The following is a 19,660-nucleotide window of genomic DNA, read 5'->3' on the forward strand; positions in this document are numbered from 1 at the left end:
TGTCATCAGGTGTGGGCATACATGCTGTCGACACGGTAAGCTCTCGGGTAGATAAAAGGTTTATTTTAAGGCTTTACCCCTTTCGCGACACCCTCTTCGGGGCGGGGCATCTCCCCTCAGAAAATGAAAGCACCTGCCTGAAGCGGGCGAAACTGGTATGGTGGCCGCTGTTTTACCTGAGAAGATATAGAGCAACGATGGCCTCATCCCTGATAGACACACTGGACCGATTTTTCGATGCAACGCTTGTCGCCCAGCTGGACAAATACGGCCAGGAACCGAGCTGCACCTACGACCCCGAATGGCCCTCCCCCTGTATTCTCGCGGAAGATCCTGTCGAAGGCAGTTCGGTGCGCTGGAAGCCCGTTCGCCAAGACCCGCCCAGCGACATGTTTATCCGCCTGAGCGAGGCTCTGGAGCTTGAGATCCACCCGGATATCGTGACCTGGTATACGCGCTTTTGGTCGGATCATCTGCAGGCCAGCCACCCGGAAGGTGAACTGACACTGCTGTTCTGCTGGAATGAAGAGGATATGGAGCGCCTGCGCGCCAATCTGCTCGGCCACATTATGGCGAAGCAGAAGCAGCGCCAGCCCCTGTCACTGTTTTTCGCCTGCACCGATGGCGACGAATTCATGACGCTCAACAACGAGGATGGCAGCATTTGGCTGGAACGACCGGGCAAGAAGCCGCTGCGCCAGCTCGCCAGCAGCCTGCAGGCGTTTCTGGAGCAACTGACGCCGGTCGTGGATTAACTAGGATCAATACTCAGCCGGTTTACCAGCACACAGAAGTTCAGTCATGCCGACCGATAGAGTGCGCCAGTAGCCGGCTGATCTGGCACATCGGCTTACCTGATTCCGCATGCCAGGCGTTAAACGCTTCCTGGACCAATTTCAGGTCGCGCTGTGCCGTGGGCTTTTTATCGACCACGCCCTGGGCTCTCAAAGCCGTAACCACATCGTCGGTCAGCATAAAGGTATCCTTGCCCACCATACGCAGGAAAGAGGCCCCGGAGTTGCCGCCCAACTGGGTGCCTTCCTTCTTCAGCAGCGTCCAGAGAGACACGATATCGGTCACCGGCCATTCCGCCAGGAAACGGCCCAACCCACCCTTCTGTTCCGAGATCTCCGATACCAGCAGCGCATTGGCCCTGGCCGCTTTCAGCTTGCCGAGATGACGGATCAGCGCTTCGTTCTGCATCATCTTTTCGATCTGCTCATCACTGAGCAGGCTGACTTTATAGGGATCAAAACCGAAGAAAGCGGTCTCAAACGCCGGCCACTTGCTATCCACCAATGAATGTTTGAGACCGGCACGGAAAATCCTGCGGGTCATATCAGAAAACAGACGATCATCCGGCGTGGCGATCAGCTCTTCGGGCGATCTTGGCCCGGGCCCCAGCATCGCTTCCAACGACAGCTCAGGGTGAAGGTTCTGCGCCTGGATACAGAGTTCTGAGAAAGCTTTCATCAAATTCCCTTAGGTTCAATCAACAATGAGCTGCAACGCTTTTGGCCGAGCATTGGGGCTATTTACTCGAACTGGTCACCGAGGTCCAGCCGGACTCAATTGTGCCGTCTGACGCCAGGGCGTATTATTAGCGCCTTTTCTCCACCCCGCTTTAGGGGCGACATATTCCGGCACTGCGCCGGCCAAAACCGCCCGTTTCAGGATCGACACAAACGATGCCAGCAATCCGAAAATCGAACAAGCTCATCAATGTCTGCTACGACATTCGTGGTCCGGTACTGCAGGAAGCCAAACGCCTGGAAGATGAAGGTCACCGGATTTTAAAGCTGAACATCGGCAACCCCGCGCCCTGGGGCTTCGACGCGCCGGAAGAGATCGTCCAGGATGTGATTCTCAACCTGCCCAGCGCCCAGGGCTACTGCGACTCCAAAGGGCTCTTCTCTGCCCGCAAGGCGGTGATGCAGGAGTGCCAGCGCAAGAGTATCGGCAACGTTTCCATCGATGACATCTATATAGGCAACGGCGTCTCCGAACTGATCGTCATGTCGATGCAGGGCCTGCTGAACGATAACGACGAGGTGCTGATCCCGGCACCGGACTATCCCCTGTGGACCGCGGCAGTCAGCCTGGCCGGCGGCAACGCCGTGCATTACCACTGCGATGAACAGGCGGACTGGTATCCCGATATCGAGGATATGCGCAGCAAGATTACCGACCGTACCCGTGGTATCGTCGTCATCAACCCGAACAACCCCACCGGCGCGCTGTACCCACCGGAGCTGCTTGAACAGATCATCGATCTGGCCCGCGAACACAAGCTGATCCTGTTCGCTGACGAGATCTACGACAAGATCCTATACGATGAAGCCGAGCACACCTCGCTCGCTTCCATGGCGGACGATGTGCTCTGCCTGACCTTTAATGGCCTGTCGAAAACCTACCGCGCAGCGGGCTTCCGCTCCGGCTGGCTAATCGTCAGCGGCCCCAAGCACAACGCCCGCGACTATATCGAGGGTCTGGACATGCTGGCCAACATGCGCCTGTGCGCCAACGTACCGGCGCAACACGCGATTCAGACAGCGCTTGGCGGTTACCAGAGCATCAACGAGTTGCTGGTTCCTGGCGGACGCCTGCGCGAGCAGCGTGATCTCGCCTGGGAGATGCTCAATGCGATTCCCGGCGTCTCCTGCGTTAAGCCGAAAGGCGCGATGTACCTGTTCCCGAAACTTGATCCGCAGCGCTACCCGATCCTTAACGATGAGAAGTTCGCTCTCGATCTGCTGATGCAGCAGAAGGTGCTGATCGTGCAGGGCAGCGGCTTCAATATGCCCGATACACAGCACTTCAGGCTGGTGTTCCTGCCTGGGAAGGACCTGCTCACCGACTCTATCGAGCGTATCGGCAACTTCCTGCGCACCTATGAACAGTAAGCTAATAGAATAAACCCTGACCAGACATCCCATACAATGGAAGTTTCAGCTTCCCCAGTTGAAACTTCCATGTCATTGTTCTGACATATGCTAAATATTAGAGAGAACCTATAAGCATTTATCGGCACGACAGGAGCATGGGATGTTTATCAAAATCAAGAAAAACCAGGGCATATTCATGGAGCACAACGGCCTGGAAAAACGCCGTCTCGTGCCGGTCACATCAAACTTTCTGCTCAACGCGGATCATATCGCCGAGGCATCGTTCTACACCATCAAGGAGCTCAAGGTGCGCTTCGACCTGGAAGGACATGAATTTGAGCTTCCGGTCAACACACGTGTGGTTCATGTCCAGATGACCTACCTTTACGCTTCCCATAACGATCGGGCAAAAAGCCAGGATCAGGTCGTCGAGCGCCAGTACTACAAGCTCTTCTTCTTCCCCGAAAACGTGGAGCCCTATGAAGAGATTCGCGGCGTCATCGAAAGCCAGGTGGCCAATCTCTGATCCACACGGAACAGGTCACAGAAAAGAAAAGAGGCCGCCTCAGGCGACCTCTTCCAGCAACTGGCGGATAGCGCCAAGCTGATCCTCCACATCCCGCAACGCACGATGACGGCGGAACCGGGTACTCTTACGATAGACCTCGCACTGCTCCGGGGTTAACAACCGCTCTATTCCCTGAATGCGGAACCGCATCGGCATCTGCTGCGAGTGGAACAAACGTCGCATCCAGAACAGGTCAAAATCATAGGCATCACAGGTCAGCGTTTTGCCAGCAAGCGCCGCATTCAAGCGCTCACACGCCTGGGCAGCCGTAATTCCTTTCCGACCCAACTGCTCGTGCTCTATACAGTGCAATTCCTCAGCGAACTCATCCCAGTAATCCCAGCCTTCAACCGATGCCGGATCGATTAAAAATTCATCCTGCGCTCCACTGGAGTCGCACTTCCAGGCCACCTCTATGGGGTAAGAGTCAGGCCCCAGGCCGCTGGCCTCAATATCAATACAGATCAGTTCCACTTACATATCCTTTTGGTAAAGCAACACCTTCAGCCCGTTTTCCGCATCCTTCTCCGGAAAATCCTCCGCTTGGGCCAGGCGTTGACGGAATGTGAAGCCTGGCGCTTCCTGCTCCATCAACTGACGAAGAAACTGTTCGCTATGCGCCGGATCGTTATGACAAGCCAATACCTGACCTCCGCTTGCCACAAACTCATCCAGACGGCGCAGCACCTTGCGATAATCACGTTCAGCCACAAAGCTGCCCGGTTGAAAACTGGGCGGATCGATCACCACCAGATCAAAGGGGCCGTTCTTACGCACACGGCCCCAGGATCGTAGCAGATCCACCGCCATAAATCCGACCGTTTTAGTAGGTAAAGAGTTCAGCTGATGATTGGTACGGCCGGTTGCCAACGCACTTGAACTCATATCGATATTGAGTGCCGAGACCGCACCGCCGGCCATGGCCGCCACCGAAAAGCTGCAGGTATAGGAAAACAGATTGAGCACACGCTTATCCCTGGCATGCTCACGCACCCAGTCACGTCCCGGCCGCATATCGAGAAACAGGCCGGCATTCTGATTTTGCAGCGGTCGTACCTGGTATTTAAGCCCAGCCTCTTCGACCACCAGCTTGTCGGGCACCTCGCCGGCCAACACTTCACTCTGCGCTGTTCTGCCACGGCCACGCAGCTGCAGTACCACACCTTCAACACCCGCTCGCACCAGCGCCTCTACCAGGCTGTCCACCGGCTCAGGCAGTTCATCGCTGTACGCTCGGATCACCGCCACTGGCGGCAGGTAGTCCACCACCAGCCACTCCAGGCCGGGCGCGCAGCCGCCACGCCCATGAAACAGGCGGCGTACCTGCCCGGTGGCAAGCCCCAATTGCTCGATGACAGTTTCAACAGCACGCTGCACTCAGATTCTCCGGCGACAACAAAAAGGGGCGCATTATATAAATGGTGCTGCTGTATTGAAACTTTGCCTCTAAGCCCTTATCAAAGAGTCAGGCTAATTTCCTGTGTCAAAACACAGTCATTTATGGGAACCCAACACAACATGATGAGAATCGTACTGTTTCTGGCCACCAACCTCGCGGTACTGCTGGTCGCAAGCGTCACGCTCAACCTTCTTGGCGTGAACTCTTACCTCACAGGCACCGGCCTGGACTATGGCTCTCTGCTCGTCTTCTGTGCCGTATTTGGCTTCGCGGGATCGTTTATTTCCCTGTTCCTCTCCAAAACCATGGCGAAAATGGGCACACGCACCCAGTTGATCAAGGAGCCACGCAACGCTGACGAACGCTGGCTGCTTGAAACCGTTGCCGAGCTGGCAGAGAAAGCTGGCGTGGGCATGCCCGAAGTAGGCGTGTTTCCAGCACAGCAGGCCAACGCCTTCGCCACCGGATGGAACAAGAACAACGCCCTGGTTGCGGTCAGCTCAGGCCTGCTGCAGCGCTTCCGCCCGGAAGAGGTGCGCGCGGTGCTGGCCCATGAGATCGGCCACGTCGCCAACGGCGACATGGTGACACTGACGCTGATCCAGGGCGTGGTGAACACCTTCGTCATGTTCTTCGCCCGCATCGTCGGCTATGCCGTCGACTCGTTCCTGCGCCGTGGTGAAGACAACGGTGGTGGTGTAGGTATCGGCTTTTACATCACCACTTTCGTTTTCGAGATCATCTTCGGCATTCTGGCATCGGTCATCGTCGCCTGGTTCAGCCGTCGCCGCGAATACCGCGCTGACGAAGCCGGCGCTCAGTTTGCCAGCACTGGTGCCATGATCGGCGCGCTGCAGCGCCTGAAAGCGGAATACGGCGCTCCGGACGAACTGCCGGAACAGCTGAACGCCTTCGGCATCAACGGCAACCTGAAACAGGGCTTCATGGCTCTGATCGCCAGCCACCCGCCGCTGGACGACCGCATCGCCGCTCTCAAAGCACGCGGCTAAGCCTGCAAACGCGCATAAAAAAGCCCGGCTATGCCGGGCTTTTTTTGTCCTGCGATCTGAATCATTTCTTCTTCGGCGGCACGGGATTGAAATCATCAAGCTCAAGGTTCAAGGGCCTGGGGGCTTTCACCTCTTCCTTTGTTGGCACAGCCTCAAGGGTACGCTTGCGCTGACCGGTGTGACTGTAAACCTCTTCATGACGGCGCTTGACTGCTTCCGGGCGCACCTCTTCGATCTGCTGGATATAGCGCTTGGACAGCATCACCAGAGAGGCCGAGCTTTGCTGGTCATCTACATGCACCGGCAGAAAGATCCGATCATCGTTCAGAATGTCCTGCAGCCTCTCATCCGGCCCCAGAAAGACATTACCCAGCTGCCGGCTGCCATCATGCATCCGGACATAGACTTTAACTTCACGCTTCTGTTTCAAAACAACTGACACTTTATTCTCCCGGCATAAGCTTGGAGTAATCGTATTAATAAAACGACACTTTAACACTTAGAGCGGGTAAAAGTCCTGAGGTTCGCGTTTAAAAATGCAACAGAGTTATTCTACGCGGTAGAGAATAGCGTCGTGATATCCGGTATGGACAGGAATAAGCCCTGAGAAATCCCGGTTAAGAGCGGAGTCACCACTATCAATCAGCAGCGGACGCCCTTCCAGCGCCTTGATCTTGGTTTTGGTGGAAACCACATACAGCGCATCCCGACCAAGACGGCGCATCAGCTCGGGGCTCAACTGCTGATTGCCGCGCCCAAGCAGATGCCCCTGACCGCCGATCGGCGTAATCACTACCCGGGTTTCAAAGCCCTCGGTCAACTCCAGCAGCTGCTGAGCGGTACAATCCGAGGCGATCAACTCACCATCCTGAATCAGATCTACGCCCAACAGCGTATTCTGAAGACCGAGATGTTCCATGATTGCAGCAACGGTGGACCCGGACCCCATGATGTAGCGCACATCGGGCTCCATGCTTTCTTCAAAGTCGGCGGCAATATCGTCCAGCACCAGGGATTCATCCTCACGCTGGCCGTTTTTGACATGCTGAAGGTAGCGGTGTTCGCTGGGTACCAGCAGCTCGCCGTAGTAGCGCGCCCTGACCTTACCGGCGCGAAATGCCTCTTCATCGATATCACGCACTTCACCGCTGGACAACGTCACCAGCTCACCGCGAATCAGCATGGCAGCAACTTCACCCGCCGCTTTAGGCGTGATGGCGTAAACACCGGAGTGGATCTTTACACCGGCCGGGATACCCAGCACCGGACAGCGCTCTGCTACCGCCGCGCAGATATTTCGCGCGGTACCATCGCCACCGGCAAACAAAATCAGATCCGCGCCCTGCTCAGCCAACGTAACGGCTGCTGCCTCCGTATCCGCCGCTGTCGACGGCTGCTGACTCGCTGCGCCGAGTACCTCCGCCTCTATACCGGCCTCACGGGCGGAGTCCTCCCCCATACTGCCGGCCCAGGTGATCAGGCGGAAATCGAGTCCGGCCAGCTCCTGCAGTGCCGCCAGCGCTCGTTCCGGCGCTTTAGGCTCGGCCCCCAGTTCCAGCGCTTTGGCCACGGTTTCGGCACCATCACTGCCCTTCAGGCCAACACTGCCTCCAATCCCGGCCAAAGGGTTAACGACCAACCCCAGGGTAAATGTCATTGCGTATCCTCCTGCGCCAGGTAGCCGGTTTCCACCAGATATTGCTGATAAACGAAGCCCGCCAGTATCAGGTGAGTTTCCTCTTCAAGATCGACAAACTCGACCCCATGGCTGATTACGCTGAACGAACCACCTTCGGATTCGTAGATACTGCGAATGATTGCCGGCGCCAGCAGTACATGATCAATCCCGCTTACCGAAAGACGCGCGGTGATAAAGATTTTGTCGCCGGTACGACCCAGGACTCGGTTCGCTTCGAGACAGGCTCCAGCCACATGAATATCGGTACAGCAGGCGCTGACCGGAAAATCGGCAGTAGGGTGGCCGCCATCGTCGGGATCAACCGACACCCTGAGATTAACCGGTACCCGGGTATGATGGCGTACACGCTGCGCATCGATCTGTTGTGGCCAGGCCAAATGCCAGTATGGGTAAGGATGGTTCTGAATCCGGATCAAGCGGGTCTCAAAGGCGCAGACCCAGTTGCCCGCCATCAAGCGCACGGTCAACATCGCCCCTTCGTTGATCAGTACCGGCGTACCGGAATTACGCGGCGCCGAGACGATCACCGAAGCGTTTTCACGAAACCCCACCAACTGCACCAGATGCCGTCCCCGCGGCGAGCGGGTCTCAAGTCGCACGCGCTCGCCGATGCGAGGTCGCAGCTCGGCAAGGGTCTTGAGGGTAGTGCCCTCGAGCTCGGGTTGATATCTGGCCATAGAGTGTCGCGCTTATTCGATCCAAACCCGCAAGCTTACGCCATCGGGCGCCTGAAACCGAGGGCTCGGAGCAATCGGTCCTGAGTTTCATCCTCGAGCCCATCCACCTCAAGGCTGGAGAACTCCCGCCTGACAGGGTATTGCTTGCGCAACCGGTCGAACGCGAGACGCTGCTCCGGCTCCGGCAGATCGAGAGTGGCACGTAGTGCTCTGTCGTCGCGATAAGGATCGTAGGTCAGTGCAATCGGCTTCAGCGGCGCCAGCCGGCCGTTGCAATAAATCCGCTCCACCTCAGGCATCGGCAGCACCGACTCCAACGACAGAGCAGCCTCCCTCCCCAGCCAGCGGCAGACTTCACGGTAGAGCATCCAGGTACCGCGAATCTTGCCTTCCAGAGAGTATCCGGCGATGTGTGGAGTGGCGATGCGACAATGACTGGCCAGCGCCGGCGATACAGCAGGCTCATGCTCCCAGACATCCAGCACCAGACTGATATCGGAGCGCTGCTGCATAAACAGCTCCAGCGCCCGATTATCGATCACAGGCCCTCTACCGGCGTTAAGCAGGATGGCGTTCTGCTGGATCAGATCGAGATTGCTCTCATTCAATAGATGATGGCTCGGATGCTGACCATCCTTCACCAGCGGCGTATGCAGGGAGATAAAGTCGGCCTGGGCAAGCGCTTCCTCAAGAGAGACAAAACCCGCCTTTCCCTCTTTTTCCGCTCGCGGCGGATCGCACACCAGCACCTTGATTCCCAGCGCACGCAACCGCTCAACCAGACGACCACCGACGTTGCCGGCGCCGATCACGGCAAAGGTGCGTGACAGCGGATCGAAGCCCTGCTCATCCGCCAGATGCCAGAGCACGCTCAACACATATTCGACCACCGCATCCGCATTACAACCGGGAGCGCTACACCACTGGATCTTCTGCTGTTCGAGCCAGCCGATATCCAGGTGATCGGTACCGATGGTGGCGGTGCCCACAAAGCCGATACGGCTACCGGCAAGCAGTTCGGCGTTCACCCTGGTCACCGAACGCACCAGCAACAGATCCGCATCGGCCAGCTCACTGGGGCTCATGGAGCGACCAGGTAGCCGCACCAGATCCCCCAGCTCTCCAAACAGAGGTTCCAGGGCAGGAATATTCTCATCCGCTACAATCTTCAGTCTGCCACTCACAGTGGGCCTCCGGACTTTACAAACAGCTGGGTTTCAGGCTCAATTCCGCGCCATTATAGAGCTCTGGAAATATTGCGGAAACAACCCTCCTTGATCGTTCGCTGGCAGAAAAATAGTGACTACCGGGTCATCCGGATCTACCGCGACCTGGTTGGAGACTGGGTTGTGGAACAGTGTTGGGGCAATCCCAACGCCAGCCATCAGAGCCATACCCTGGTCGATTCACGCCAGGCGGCACGGGCGATGATGCTACAGATCAACCGGGAGCAGCGAAAACTGGGTTTCCGCCGTTGCGTCACCGGCGAAGAGCAGCTCGATTTCGGCTTCGATTTGACCTGATCACCGGCAATGGCCTCCGGCCCCCTGCCAATGCGACAATATGCCACTTTCTCCCTTATTCTGACCGACCTAGACTGCATACCCATGGATGAACAGCAAACGCCCCCTGCCAAGGGACGACTCCGGCTGATACTGCCTCTGGCTGCAACACTCTGTGCCGCAATGTTTTTTATTGCTGTTCTTCCGCAACTGCTCACCCCAGAGGAAGCGCAGACCATCGAGTTGATGCCGCCGAGTTGCGATATCGCGGAGGGCCGCTGCACCCTGAAGCAGGACGGACTGGAGCTGTCATTCGAGCTGACGCCTACACCGCCGAGCTCAGCACGCCCGCTGTCGGCGCAGCTGACAACCCGAGGTTTCAGCCCTCGCAAGGTGCTGCTCTCTCTGGAGGGGCGCGATATGTATATGGGGCTTAACCAGACCGAACTCCAGCCCGCTGGAGAGAGCCGCTGGCAGGGCGAGACCCAACTCGCGGTATGCACCACCGGCAGCATGGTATGGCGTGCTCTACTGCTGATAGAAACAGATGATAAAACCTACAAGACCTGGTTCGACTTCGAGGCCAAATAAGATGAAACAGCTGCGTACGCTTCGAATTTTACTGATCCTGAGCGCCTGCCTTTTAGCGGGTATGATCACCGCATTCCTGCTCAAACCCACTCCTGCGGACAACCGCATCAGCACTCAGCAGATCGGTGGCGACTTCACCCTGACCTCCGCCGATGGCCCCGTATCCCTGTCTGACTTCAAAGGTGACGTAGCGGTCATCTACATCGGCTACGCCTCCTGCCCAGACGTCTGTCCCACTGCCCTGGCGGTGCTGAGCCAGGCGCTGAATCAACTGGATAAGAAACAACGCGACCAGGTGCAGGGCATCTTCATCAGCGTTGACCCGGAGCGAGACACCCCGGAGAAACTGAAAACCTATACCCGGTTTTTCTCCGACCGCCTGATCGGCCTCACCGGCAGTCATGAAGAGATCGACAAGGTTGTACGTCAATACGGCGCCTTTTACCGCAAGGTCGAACTGGAAGACTCCGCCATGGGCTACGCCGTTGACCACTCGTCACGACTCTACCTGATCGACCGCAACGGCGATTTTGTCGGCCTGCTGAACCATGGTGTACAACCGGCCGAGGTCAAAAACCGGCTAGAGAGCCTGCTGAACGGATAAGCCGGACCCAAGCGCTCACCAAGCTTATTGAACTGACTGGAGACTGGATCGATGAAACCCCTCGCCCACCTGCTGCTTCTGAGTACCCTGAGCGCACCGGCCTTCGCCGCCGATGTGAGCATTGACGGCGCCTATGCCCGCGCCATTCCGCCAGGCCAGCCCAACAGCGCGGCCTTTATGCAGATCACCAACAACGGCACAGCCGCCGTCACGCTAACCGGTGCCAAAACCAGTGTAGCCAGCGTTGCCGAGCTGCATAACCATATTCAGGATGAGGGTGTAATGCGGATGCGACGGGTTGATGGCATCGAGCTCCCTGCCGGAGAAACCGTGTCACTGCAGCCTGGCGGCCTGCACGTGATGCTGATCGGGCTGGAGAAAAACCTGGCAGAGGGCGACAGCGTCGATCTGACACTGGAGTTTTCCGACGGCTCCGAAGAAGCGCTGCAGATGCCGGTGCAGCCGGTCATGCCGATGGGGCATCAGATGCACAAGAGTGCGAACTGACGGCCTAAACCAGCAGGAAAGACTTAAAGGCCGGATCGACCGGGCGTTCGACCCGGTCATCCCTAGCCATTTCAGTCGACAGGCAAGCGAATCAGCAGAGTTTGCAACCGCGCAGACGACTGTCGAAGTGACTGTAAAGCAGCATACAGATCTCTTTTTCGCTGGCTTCACCGAGGTATTCGGTGTGGTCGCGATCACCGTAGCTGGCGGTATAGATACCCGGCTGACTGACCACGGCTGCCACCCTGTAGGTTTTTAAGCCCACCTGGTAAACACCGGAATAATGGGGATAAGCCAGCTGACCGGCATCGTTGACGCGTAGCCAGCCTGCCCCGGCCTCAAGCTGACGCAGTCCCGGTACCTTAAGCGGGTTATCGCTGTGCAGCGCCAGGAAAAAATCCACCTGACCCGGCGTGTCGAACACACCCAGCACCCAAAGTGATGGTTCCCCGGTCAGCGATAGCGCGTACAGATACCAGTACTGCTCCCCGTCTTGCTCTATACCGAGACGGTGGTAGAGAAAACTATCGGAACGACAGATGGAGTGATCCACCAGATTGTCCGGCAACGACGGCGCCGCGAAGGTCTCGCGCTTCGTATCCGCCGGCAGGGATTGTTCCTGCCAGCGCGTTGCCTTGATCTTCAGGTTTCTCATGCAGTCTCTCCTGCCGGAAGGTGGCGCTCTAGCGCAAATCTTTCGGCGTTCAATGGCGGCGTTTGGTAGAACGCCCGCAATTCAGACGATAGCGCCTCAACCCTGGGAGGCAATCCGCACTCCAACAGGTCAAGTACCCTTGCATGTACGTTTTCCATGAACTGGTTGCTGGCACCAAAGCCCGCCGAAAGATTATCGGCGCTGAAGTTGAAGCGATGCCCGGCCGACTCGGAAAGAATCCATTCGTAGGCCTGGGGCTGAACCTCCACCCGCTCGAACTCCGCCTGCTCCATCGCAGTGCGTCCATCCGGCTTGTACCAGTAACCAAAGTCCTCCAGTGTACGCCTTTTCGCACCTGCAACACACCAGTGTGCAATTTCGTGCAGCGCGCTGGAGAAAAAGCCGTGCGCAAAGATGATGCGATGGTGCGGATTATCCGCATCTGCCGGCAGGTAAACCGGCTCATCATCTCCACATACCAGCTCGGTGTTATAGCTATTCAGAAACAGACCGTTAAACAGGCGAATCAGATCTTCAATCGAGTGGTTCGGGTTCATTCGTATCTCTGCCAGCGCCGGTCATTCAACCACCAGCTTTCACCTGTATTACGATCTATCCTTACTGCCACGTAGCCTTTGAGGTCCTGATCGGCCCGCTGCAGCTTAACTTCATAACTGGAAGCTGACGGATAGCCCTCCTCTTCCAGCGCAGTCCAGCGCCCCTGATCCGCGAGCCAGGTTTCCCCAGTATCTCGTCGATAGCGAATCAAAACCCATACCCCTCTAGAGGTATAGGTGGTAGCCACGCCATAGAGATCACTGCTACTGGAAAGCCCGAGCTCATTCACCGTCTGCAGCAGTTGTGCAATTGCAGCATCAACCTGAGTTCCATCCACCGATGACCGGCCCTCGCCGCCCATATCGGCCATCGAATCCTGCGTCGAAGAAGACTGCTGCGGCATCTGCTGCAGGCGGGTCAGCACCATCTGGTTCAGTTCACCCTGCTGCTGCACCTGGGCTCTGAGCTTAAGCAACTGCTCCTGAACCAGCGTCAGACGACCGTTCAGTTGATCCAGCTGATTACTGAGTGAACCTGCAGACGCTTGGGCAGCGTTTCCATCGGCCGCGTTGGAACCGGCACCTGGCGACTGCGCGGAAGCCTGCTCGCTTGAGTCCGGACTTGTCGGCTGCTGCGCTGCCTGGCTGTCCCCAGCGGCGCTCGCTCCCGGTTGCTCATTGCCAGGTACGCAGCCTGCCAGAAGCAAGCTAATGCAGCAGCCTATCAGCGTTAAACGACGCATCAAAGCCTTCTCCTTAAAAATAGTCGGTAATTAATATCAAAAAGACACCAGATCGAAAAGGCACCGCTTAGCCAGCGGGCTCGATAGTGGTCTGGAGCTCTCCCTGCTCTCCATCCGCGCGCACCCAGGTGAGTGTCAGCGTGTCACCGACTTTAGCGCCGACGAAACCAAAACTGAAAAACGGATCGCTCCACATGGAAGCATCCAGGTCAGCACTCACCAAAACCCTTTCCTTGTGCTTGAGCTCGAAACTGCTGACCGGATTTTCCGACCTTCTCAACACCTGGTGCTGCATTCGCTTCACCAACGGCTCAGCACTTCTCAAGATCACTCTTGCCCTGTCCTCGCTGAGAATTTCAGCGTCCAGGCGCAACTCCGGTGAGGCCTCAGTCTCGGCCTCGGAATCCGCATCTAATGCAGACTCGCCAACCGATGCAACACTGGCGGCCTCGGGCGCTTCGGGAACAACAAGGCCAGCATTCGGCATCAACTCAAAGGTTCTGCGGCCGGCAAAAATCCTATTTGTGGCGGTACGCACAACCACCATTACACCGCCAGCGCCGGAGCTCATAAAACGGGTTGCCAGCTGCGCATCCACGCCCGGCTGCATCTCGAAACTGGCCAGCTGCACCGGGTCCACGGAATCGCTGAGCAATGTAATGGCAGCCACCGGCGACTGCAGAACACGTACCCGCAAAGGTACCGGCGAGGCGGGATCGACCTGCCTGGGGACCTGAATGATCAGGTCAGCCGAATCTTCCACCATCGACGGCAGGGTCGAGGGGATCTGCATATTACCGAACAGTTCCGGCAAATCGGCAAAAGCGGCGCAGGGCATCGCCAGCGCCAGCGCCAGCCCGAATACCCGCAGCATTCTGGATTTAAACATGCTTGTATCCTTATCCGGAGCCGATTTTCAGACGTCGCAGCTTACGATAAAGCGTGCGCTCACTGATACCGAGCAGTGCCGCCAGATCACGATTTTCACCAGGGAAACGGGCCGCAACCTGACGCAGGTAGTTATCTTCCAGCGTATCCAGGGGAATAACCGATTGGCTCGCCGGCAGAACTCCTGACTCTTCGGCCTTGATCTCCCCCTCCATAAGCAGCTCCGGCGGTAGCTGATCAACACCGATGACGCCTTGGTCGGCCAACAGGATGCCGCGCTCGAGGATATTTCTCAACTCCCGGATATTGCCGGGAAAATCGTATCGCATCAGCACTTTCAGGGCGGCGCGATTGATACTGACACTCTCTCCCTCAGGCAGACGACGCAGCAGCACCTCGATCAGCAGCGGCAGATCATCGATACGCTGTTTTAGCGTCGGCAAAGGGATCGGAAACGGCGCTATGCGGTAATACAGGTCACGCCGAAATTCGCCACGCTCGACCATCGCTTTCAGGTCTCTGTGCGTCGCGCAGACCAGGCGCACATCGGCATGCTGAGGCTCAACACTGCCCACCGCCCGGTACACGCCGGTTTCGATCAGGCGTAGCAGCTTAACCTGCTGTGGCAGCGGTATTTCGCCGATCTCGTCGAGAAAAAGAGTGCCGCCCCGCGCCGCTTCTACCAGACCACGCTTACGGCTGACCGCACCGGTAAAGGCGCCGCGCTCATGGCCGAACAGTTCACTTTCAAACAGGGATTCACTCAGGCCCGAACACTCCACGGTGACAAACGCCTTGCTGGCTCGGGGGCTGTTGTCATGCAGCGCCTTGGCCACCAGCTCCTTACCTGTACCGGACTCTCCCAAAAGCAATACGCTGATATCACTGGGCGCGGCACGATGCACCATCTCCAGCATACGCATAAACGACTCGGAGCGCCCGACCATCCCCTCCTGCTCGCCGGGTCGCGCCTTCGCCTCCTTCACCCGGTGCATCACCTCCAGAAAGCAGACCAGCTGACCCGAGGCGCTGTGCACCGGCTGCATCTCCACATCCACATGCTCCTCACCCGCAGGCGTGGTATGCAGGTGCAGCATGCGCTGGCGTTTTCCGGACTCTGAGCAGCGCTTCAGTGGACAGGACTCTCCCGCCTGATCACAGGGAACCTGATAACCGTGAGACACCTCGTAGCAATGGCGATCCTCCATCGGCCGGTCATCGCCATAGATATCCCGGTAGGCGGCATTCGTCGCCAGAATCCGGTAGTCCAGCCCGATCAGCGTGGCCGGTTCGGCAATACCCTCAAGTATTTCCGTCATTTCCTTGGTAATCAGATGAAGTTCCGCCTGCATCCGCCGCCTCTCAACTGTCATATGTGGCAGCCATTATCTGCCAGGTGTGACACTTTGTCTCTTCTGCTTTTGTTTTACGCTCCTTATAAAGAAGCTTCTCAGATTCAACTTTCCAGTAACCACGGGAGTTCCAAGAGTGCCGCAAATGCAACACTGTTTTTAAGTTGCATCTGGCATGCTAGCTGCTGTGTATCCTGTGAATAACCGCGTCATCTATAAGCCTTCAGGAGATAGTGATGATCACCGAATCCGTCGTTGATCTTTCCCGGCTACAGTTCGCCATCACGGCGCTGTACCATTTTCTATTCGTGCCACTGACACTCGGCCTGACCTTCATGCTGGCAATCATGGAGTCAGTCTATGTCATGACCGGAAAGCAGATTTACAAGGATATGACCCAGTTCTGGGGCAAACTCTTTGGTATTAACTTCGCACTGGGCGTTACCACCGGCCTGACAATGGAGTTCGAGTTCGGCACCAACTGGGCCTACTACTCCCATTATGTCGGTGACATTTTCGGCGCTCCGCTTGCGATTGAAGGCCTGATGGCGTTCTTCCTGGAGTCCACTTTTGTCGGTCTATTCTTCTTCGGCTGGGACCGCCTCTCCAAGGTAAAACACCTGATGGTGACCTGGCTGGTAGCGATCGGCTCCAACCTATCCGCCATGTGGATTCTCGTGGCTAATGGCTGGATGCAGAACCCGGTGGGCGGCGAATTCAACTTTGAAACCATGCGTATGGAGATGACCAGCTTTGCTGATGTCTACTTCAACCCGGTTGCCCAGGTTAAATTCGTGCACACCGTCTCTGCTGGCTACTGTACTGCTGCCATGTTCGTACTCAGCATCAGCGCCTACTACCTGCTGAAAGGGCGTGACCTGGCGTTTGCCCGCCGCTCTTTCGCGGTGGCTTCCGGCTTCGGTATGGCCGCAGTACTGTCGGTGATCCTGCTGGGTGACGAGTCCGGTTACGAAGTTGGCGACGTGCAGAAAGCCAAGCTGGCCGCCATCGAAGCTGAATGGGAAACCGCTGAGGCCCCGGCCCACTTCACCCTCGTCGGTCTACCGAACGATGAGACCATGGAAACCGACTACGCCGTGCGTATTCCCTACCTGCTTGGCCTTATCGCTACCCGATCCATCGACGAAGAGGTCACCGGCATCAAAGACCTGATCGAGAATCACGAGGTACGCATCCGCAACGGCATGCACGCGTACTCGCTGCTCGAGCGTCTGCGCGGCGGCGAGGACACCCCGGAGCTGCGCGCCGAATTTGACGAAGTCAAAGTCGATCTCGGTTACGGCCTGCTGCTGAAGCAGTTCACACCGAACGTGACCGATGCCACCGAAGAGCAGATAGCCCAGGCAGCAAGAAACTCCGTCCCGCCAGTGTTCCCGATGTTCTGGAGCTTCCGCATCATGGTCGCTTGCGGCTTCTGGATGCTGATGGTATTCGCCCTGAGTTTCTACTTCACTGCACGGCGCACCGCTTTCCATAAACCCTGGCTGCTGCGTCTGGCGCTGTTCAGTCTGCCGGTTCCCTGGATCGCTTCCGAGTTCGGCTGGGTCGTCGCTGAGCTGGGCCGTCAGCCCTGGGCGATCGGTGAGGTATTGCCCACCTTTATAGCCACATCCAGCCTCACCGAGGCTGACCTGATCGGCAGTCTTCTCGCCTTTGTCGGCTTCTATACGGTATTGGCCATTATCGAGATGTACCTGATGATCCGCTTCGCCCGCAAAGGGCCCAGCAGTCTCCATACGGGCAGATATCACGACGAGCTGCCAGCTCCTAACGCATCAGTGAAAGCTTGAGACAGGAGAGGTAACCAAGATGCTATTCGATTATGAAACACTGAAACTGATCTGGTGGGCACTGGTCGGTGTTCTGTTGATCGGCTTCGCTGTCACCGATGGTTTCGACCTCGGCGCCTGTGCCCTGTTGCCGATTCTGGGCAGAAGCGACTCCGAACGTCGTGTCGTTATCAATACCGTAGGACCGCACTGGGAAGGTAACCAGGTCTGGTTCGTCACCGCCGGCGGCGCCATCTTCGCGGCCTGGCCAGCGGTCTACGCAGCAGCCTTCTCCGGCTTCTACTGGGCGATGCTGCTGGTGCTGTTCGCGCTGTTCTTCCGTCCGGTGGGCTTTGACTACCGCTCGAAGATCGCCGATCCACGCTGGCGCAGCTCCTGGGACTGGGGCCTGTTCATCGGTGGCGCCGTGCCGGCACTGGTGTTCGGTGTCGCCTTCGGTAACCTGCTGCTCGGCGTGCCTTTCCAGCACGACGAATTCATGCGCCCAAGCTACGACGGCAACCTGTTCGGCCTGCTGAACCCGTTCGGCCTGCTCTGCGGTATCGTCAGCCTGGCAATGCTCTCCATGCACGGCGCCGTCTACGTGGCGCTGCGCAGTGAAGGCCGCGTCAGCGACCGTGCCCGCACCTGGGGTCAGATCTGCGCCCTGGTCACCCTGGCCTGCTTCGCCCTGGCAGGTATCTGGCTGAGCTCCAGCATCGACGGCTATCAGATCGTCTCTGCACCGGCTCACGATGCCCTGCCCAACCCGTTGGCGAAAGAGGTGATCCGTGGCGATGGCGCCTGGCTGGCCAACTACTCGACCTACCCGGCTACCATGCTGGCACCGGCCATCGGCTTCCTGGGTCTGGCCAGCACCTTCCTGCTGATGGGAGCGCGCCGTTACGGCTGGGCGTTCCTGGCCAGCTCCCTGGGTATGGCGGGTATTATCCTCACCGCCGGCTTCTCGATGTTTCCGTTCGTCATGCCGTCCAGCCTGGAACCCAACTCCAGCCTGACCCTGTGGGACGCAGCATCGAGCCATCTGACCCTGAATGTGATGACCTACGCGGCGATCGTTTTCGTCCCGCTCATCCTGTTCTACACCCTTTGGTGCTACCGCTCTCTGTGGGGCAAGGTATCGGTGGAAGTCATCAACAAGAACGATCATTCATCTTACTGAGGAGACCGGATTATGTGGTACTTCGCCTGGATACTCGGCGTGTTGCTAGCCTGCTCATTCGGCATCATCAATGTGATGTGGCTTGAAGCGGAAAACATAGACGACGAGCAGTAATACTAAAGGGGGCCAACTGGTCCCCTTTTTAATTCCCCGGCTGACCGGAGTCTCGCGGACTCTTTGTAGCCAGGACTTGATCAGATCGACTTTAAAAGCCTTTTTCGAGGCCGGTTTCGCCTGCTGGCGAATTAGGGGCCTTGGACGGCCAAGGCCCCTAATAACCCCAAACCGCCCCTACGACTTGGTCGGCTGCGCCGACTGCCCTGCGCTTCTCGCCTGAAAGAGCGGGAAGGGAAACTCGGCTTCGCCTCAAACAGCCCTTCCCTTGTTTCTCTTTCAGGCTGTGATGCTCGGCTGCGTCAAAGGGGATCAAGGGTGCGCTCAGAAGGCGGCGTGTAATCGAGTCTTTACCGTAAAGAAAAACGGGGACCAATCGGTCCCCGTTTCAGTTCAGCTGGTAGCTGTGACGATCAAGCCGATAGCGTTTTAAAACTGCGGTTGAAGTACATCAGTGCATCCTGGCCTTCACGGACAACGATGTTGTCGATCTCGGCGTAGAACACGGAGTGGCTGCCCACTTCGGCAATATCGGTGATACGACCTTCAAGGCTCGCCAGTGAACCGCGCAGCAGCGGCTGTTTCAGCACGCCGTAATCCCAGGTATCCAGCTTGAAGCGCTCTTCCATGCTCAGCTCGGTCATACCGGCAAAGTGACAGGAGACTTCCTGCTGCTCAGCGCTGCAGACGTTGACACAGAGGTGGCCGTTGTTACGGATCACCGCGTTGACGGCGCTTTCGCGATTGATGCAGACCAGCACGGTGGCCGGGCTGTCAGATACGGAGCAGACTGCGGTGGCTGTCAGGCCGCAGGTACCGCCTTCACCGGCACTGGTGACCACGTTGACGGCACCGGCGAGCTGGGACATGGCATTACGGAAAAGCTGTTGCTGTTCGTTGGACATGAAGAATGAATCCTTACATCGCTTGCTGCAC

The 19,660-nt window shown here is 57.4% G+C and carries 24 protein-coding genes; 11 read left to right on the top strand and 13 right to left on the bottom strand.

The genetic code is table 11. The annotated features are described in order from the left end of the window. Positions 1–197: 197 nt before the first annotated feature. A complete protein-coding gene (syd, locus tag CLV83_RS20875; protein WP_165900373.1) occupies positions 198–755 on the top strand; it encodes a SecY-interacting protein in 558 nt (185 codons plus the stop codon). A gap of 40 nt (positions 756–795) precedes the next feature. Here syd and CLV83_RS20880 read toward each other — a convergent pair whose 3' ends face one another. After that, positions 796–1,473 (bottom strand): DNA-3-methyladenine glycosylase I, encoded by a 678-nt coding sequence (locus tag CLV83_RS20880; RefSeq protein WP_132297427.1) that lies wholly within the window; start codon positions 1,471–1,473, stop codon positions 796–798. A 215-nt stretch (positions 1,474–1,688) separates the two neighbouring features. Between CLV83_RS20880 and CLV83_RS20885 the strand changes: the two genes are divergently transcribed. Further along, positions 1,689–2,903: a pyridoxal phosphate-dependent aminotransferase gene (locus CLV83_RS20885; protein WP_132297430.1), complete on the top strand. Its 1,215-nt coding sequence runs from the start codon at positions 1,689–1,691 to the stop codon at positions 2,901–2,903. Positions 2,904–3,045: 142 nt separating this feature from the next. Beyond that, positions 3,046–3,411 (top strand): hypothetical protein, encoded by a 366-nt coding sequence (locus CLV83_RS20890; protein ID WP_132297433.1) that lies wholly within the window; start codon positions 3,046–3,048, stop codon positions 3,409–3,411. A gap of 39 nt (positions 3,412–3,450) precedes the next feature. Here CLV83_RS20890 and CLV83_RS20895 read toward each other — a convergent pair whose 3' ends face one another. Both CLV83_RS20895 and CLV83_RS20900 read right to left on the bottom strand, forming a co-directional pair. After that, positions 3,451–3,927: a hypothetical protein gene (locus CLV83_RS20895; protein ID WP_132297436.1), complete on the bottom strand. Its 477-nt coding sequence runs from the start codon at positions 3,925–3,927 to the stop codon at positions 3,451–3,453. Beyond that, entirely contained in the window at positions 3,928–4,830 is a 903-nt protein-coding gene (locus tag CLV83_RS20900; RefSeq protein WP_132297439.1) for a class I SAM-dependent methyltransferase, read from the bottom strand. Between the two features lie 141 nt (positions 4,831–4,971). On the opposite strand from CLV83_RS20900, the gene htpX reads away from it, so the two are divergent. Then, positions 4,972–5,862 (top strand): protease HtpX, encoded by an 891-nt coding sequence (htpX, locus tag CLV83_RS20905; RefSeq protein ID WP_132297442.1) that lies wholly within the window; start codon positions 4,972–4,974, stop codon positions 5,860–5,862. Between the two features lie 61 nt (positions 5,863–5,923). Here the strand turns inward: htpX and CLV83_RS20910 are convergent, their stop codons facing one another. The 4 genes from CLV83_RS20910 to pdxB form a co-directional block, all read right to left on the bottom strand. After that, positions 5,924–6,304, bottom strand: a complete 381-nt coding sequence (locus tag CLV83_RS20910) for a DUF6812 domain-containing protein (RefSeq protein ID WP_132297445.1) — start codon at positions 6,302–6,304, stop codon at positions 5,924–5,926. Between the two features lie 105 nt (positions 6,305–6,409). After that, positions 6,410–7,519 carry an ATP-NAD kinase family protein gene (locus CLV83_RS20915; RefSeq protein WP_132297448.1) on the bottom strand — a complete coding sequence of 370 codons (1,110 nt, stop codon included), beginning with the start codon at positions 7,517–7,519 and terminating at the stop codon, positions 6,410–6,412. Beyond that, positions 7,516–8,238, bottom strand: coding sequence for a flagellar brake protein (locus CLV83_RS20920; protein WP_132297450.1), 723 nt, complete (start codon positions 8,236–8,238; stop codon positions 7,516–7,518). Before CLV83_RS20920 ends, CLV83_RS20915 begins: the two co-directional genes overlap by 4 nt. A gap of 35 nt (positions 8,239–8,273) precedes the next feature. After that, on the bottom strand, positions 8,274–9,422 hold the full coding sequence (pdxB, locus tag CLV83_RS20925) for a 4-phosphoerythronate dehydrogenase PdxB (RefSeq protein WP_207894979.1): 1,149 nt from the start codon (positions 9,420–9,422) through the stop codon (positions 8,274–8,276). A 90-nt stretch (positions 9,423–9,512) separates the two neighbouring features. Here pdxB and CLV83_RS20930 point away from each other — a divergent pair, with 90 nt between their 5' ends. From CLV83_RS20930 to CLV83_RS20945, 4 genes are all read left to right on the top strand, one after another. Then, complete coding sequence (locus tag CLV83_RS20930; RefSeq protein WP_132297453.1) at positions 9,513–9,761, top strand: hypothetical protein; 249 nt, start codon at positions 9,513–9,515, stop codon at positions 9,759–9,761. A gap of 84 nt (positions 9,762–9,845) precedes the next feature. Further along, complete coding sequence (locus CLV83_RS20935) at positions 9,846–10,331, top strand: hypothetical protein (protein ID WP_132297456.1); 486 nt, start codon at positions 9,846–9,848, stop codon at positions 10,329–10,331. 1 nt (position 10,332) lies between these two features. Further along, on the top strand, positions 10,333–10,935 hold the full coding sequence (locus tag CLV83_RS20940; RefSeq protein ID WP_132297459.1) for an SCO family protein: 603 nt from the start codon (positions 10,333–10,335) through the stop codon (positions 10,933–10,935). Positions 10,936–10,986: 51 nt separating this feature from the next. Continuing rightward, positions 10,987–11,442 (top strand): copper chaperone PCu(A)C, encoded by a 456-nt coding sequence (locus CLV83_RS20945; protein ID WP_132297462.1) that lies wholly within the window; start codon positions 10,987–10,989, stop codon positions 11,440–11,442. A gap of 91 nt (positions 11,443–11,533) precedes the next feature. Here the strand turns inward: CLV83_RS20945 and CLV83_RS20950 are convergent, their stop codons facing one another. The 5 genes from CLV83_RS20950 to CLV83_RS20970 all read right to left on the bottom strand — a co-directional run bounded on the left by CLV83_RS20950 (position 11,534) and on the right by CLV83_RS20970 (position 15,658). Continuing rightward, entirely contained in the window at positions 11,534–12,097 is a 564-nt protein-coding gene (locus CLV83_RS20950) for a hypothetical protein (RefSeq protein ID WP_132297465.1), read from the bottom strand. Continuing rightward, positions 12,094–12,654 (bottom strand): elongation factor P hydroxylase, encoded by a 561-nt coding sequence (locus CLV83_RS20955; RefSeq protein ID WP_132297468.1) that lies wholly within the window; start codon positions 12,652–12,654, stop codon positions 12,094–12,096. The genes CLV83_RS20950 and CLV83_RS20955 overlap by 4 nt, the downstream gene beginning before the upstream one ends. Continuing rightward, positions 12,651–13,397, bottom strand: a complete 747-nt coding sequence (locus tag CLV83_RS20960; protein WP_132297471.1) for a hypothetical protein — start codon at positions 13,395–13,397, stop codon at positions 12,651–12,653. The genes CLV83_RS20955 and CLV83_RS20960 overlap by 4 nt, the downstream gene beginning before the upstream one ends. 67 nt (positions 13,398–13,464) lie before the next feature. After that, entirely contained in the window at positions 13,465–14,286 is an 822-nt protein-coding gene (locus tag CLV83_RS20965) for a thiosulfate oxidation carrier complex protein SoxZ (RefSeq protein WP_132297474.1), read from the bottom strand. A gap of 10 nt (positions 14,287–14,296) precedes the next feature. After that, a complete protein-coding gene (locus CLV83_RS20970) occupies positions 14,297–15,658 on the bottom strand; it encodes a sigma-54 interaction domain-containing protein (protein ID WP_243642466.1) in 1,362 nt (453 codons plus the stop codon). Between the two features lie 215 nt (positions 15,659–15,873). Here CLV83_RS20970 and CLV83_RS20975 point away from each other — a divergent pair, with 215 nt between their 5' ends. Genes CLV83_RS20975 through cydX form a run of 3 tightly spaced genes read left to right on the top strand, consistent with a single transcriptional unit; the run spans position 15,874 to position 18,724 of the window. Next, positions 15,874–17,448, top strand: a complete 1,575-nt coding sequence (locus CLV83_RS20975) for a cytochrome ubiquinol oxidase subunit I (protein WP_132297480.1) — start codon at positions 15,874–15,876, stop codon at positions 17,446–17,448. A 19-nt stretch (positions 17,449–17,467) separates the two neighbouring features. After that, positions 17,468–18,610 carry a cytochrome d ubiquinol oxidase subunit II gene (gene cydB, locus CLV83_RS20980; protein WP_132297483.1) on the top strand — a complete coding sequence of 381 codons (1,143 nt, stop codon included), beginning with the start codon at positions 17,468–17,470 and terminating at the stop codon, positions 18,608–18,610. Positions 18,611–18,622: 12 nt separating this feature from the next. After that, a complete protein-coding gene (cydX, locus tag CLV83_RS20985; protein WP_132297486.1) occupies positions 18,623–18,724 on the top strand; it encodes a cytochrome bd-I oxidase subunit CydX in 102 nt (33 codons plus the stop codon). Positions 18,725–19,137: 413 nt separating this feature from the next. Here the strand turns inward: cydX and hpaC are convergent, their stop codons facing one another. Beyond that, positions 19,138–19,629, bottom strand: coding sequence for a 4-hydroxyphenylacetate 3-monooxygenase, reductase component (gene hpaC / locus CLV83_RS20990; RefSeq protein ID WP_132297489.1), 492 nt, complete (start codon positions 19,627–19,629; stop codon positions 19,138–19,140). Positions 19,630–19,660 lie beyond the last annotated feature (31 nt).

The sequence above is a fragment of the Marinobacterium mangrovicola genome (assembly GCF_004339595.1).
GTDB lineage: Bacteria > Pseudomonadota > Gammaproteobacteria > Pseudomonadales > Balneatricaceae > Marinobacterium_D > Marinobacterium_D mangrovicola.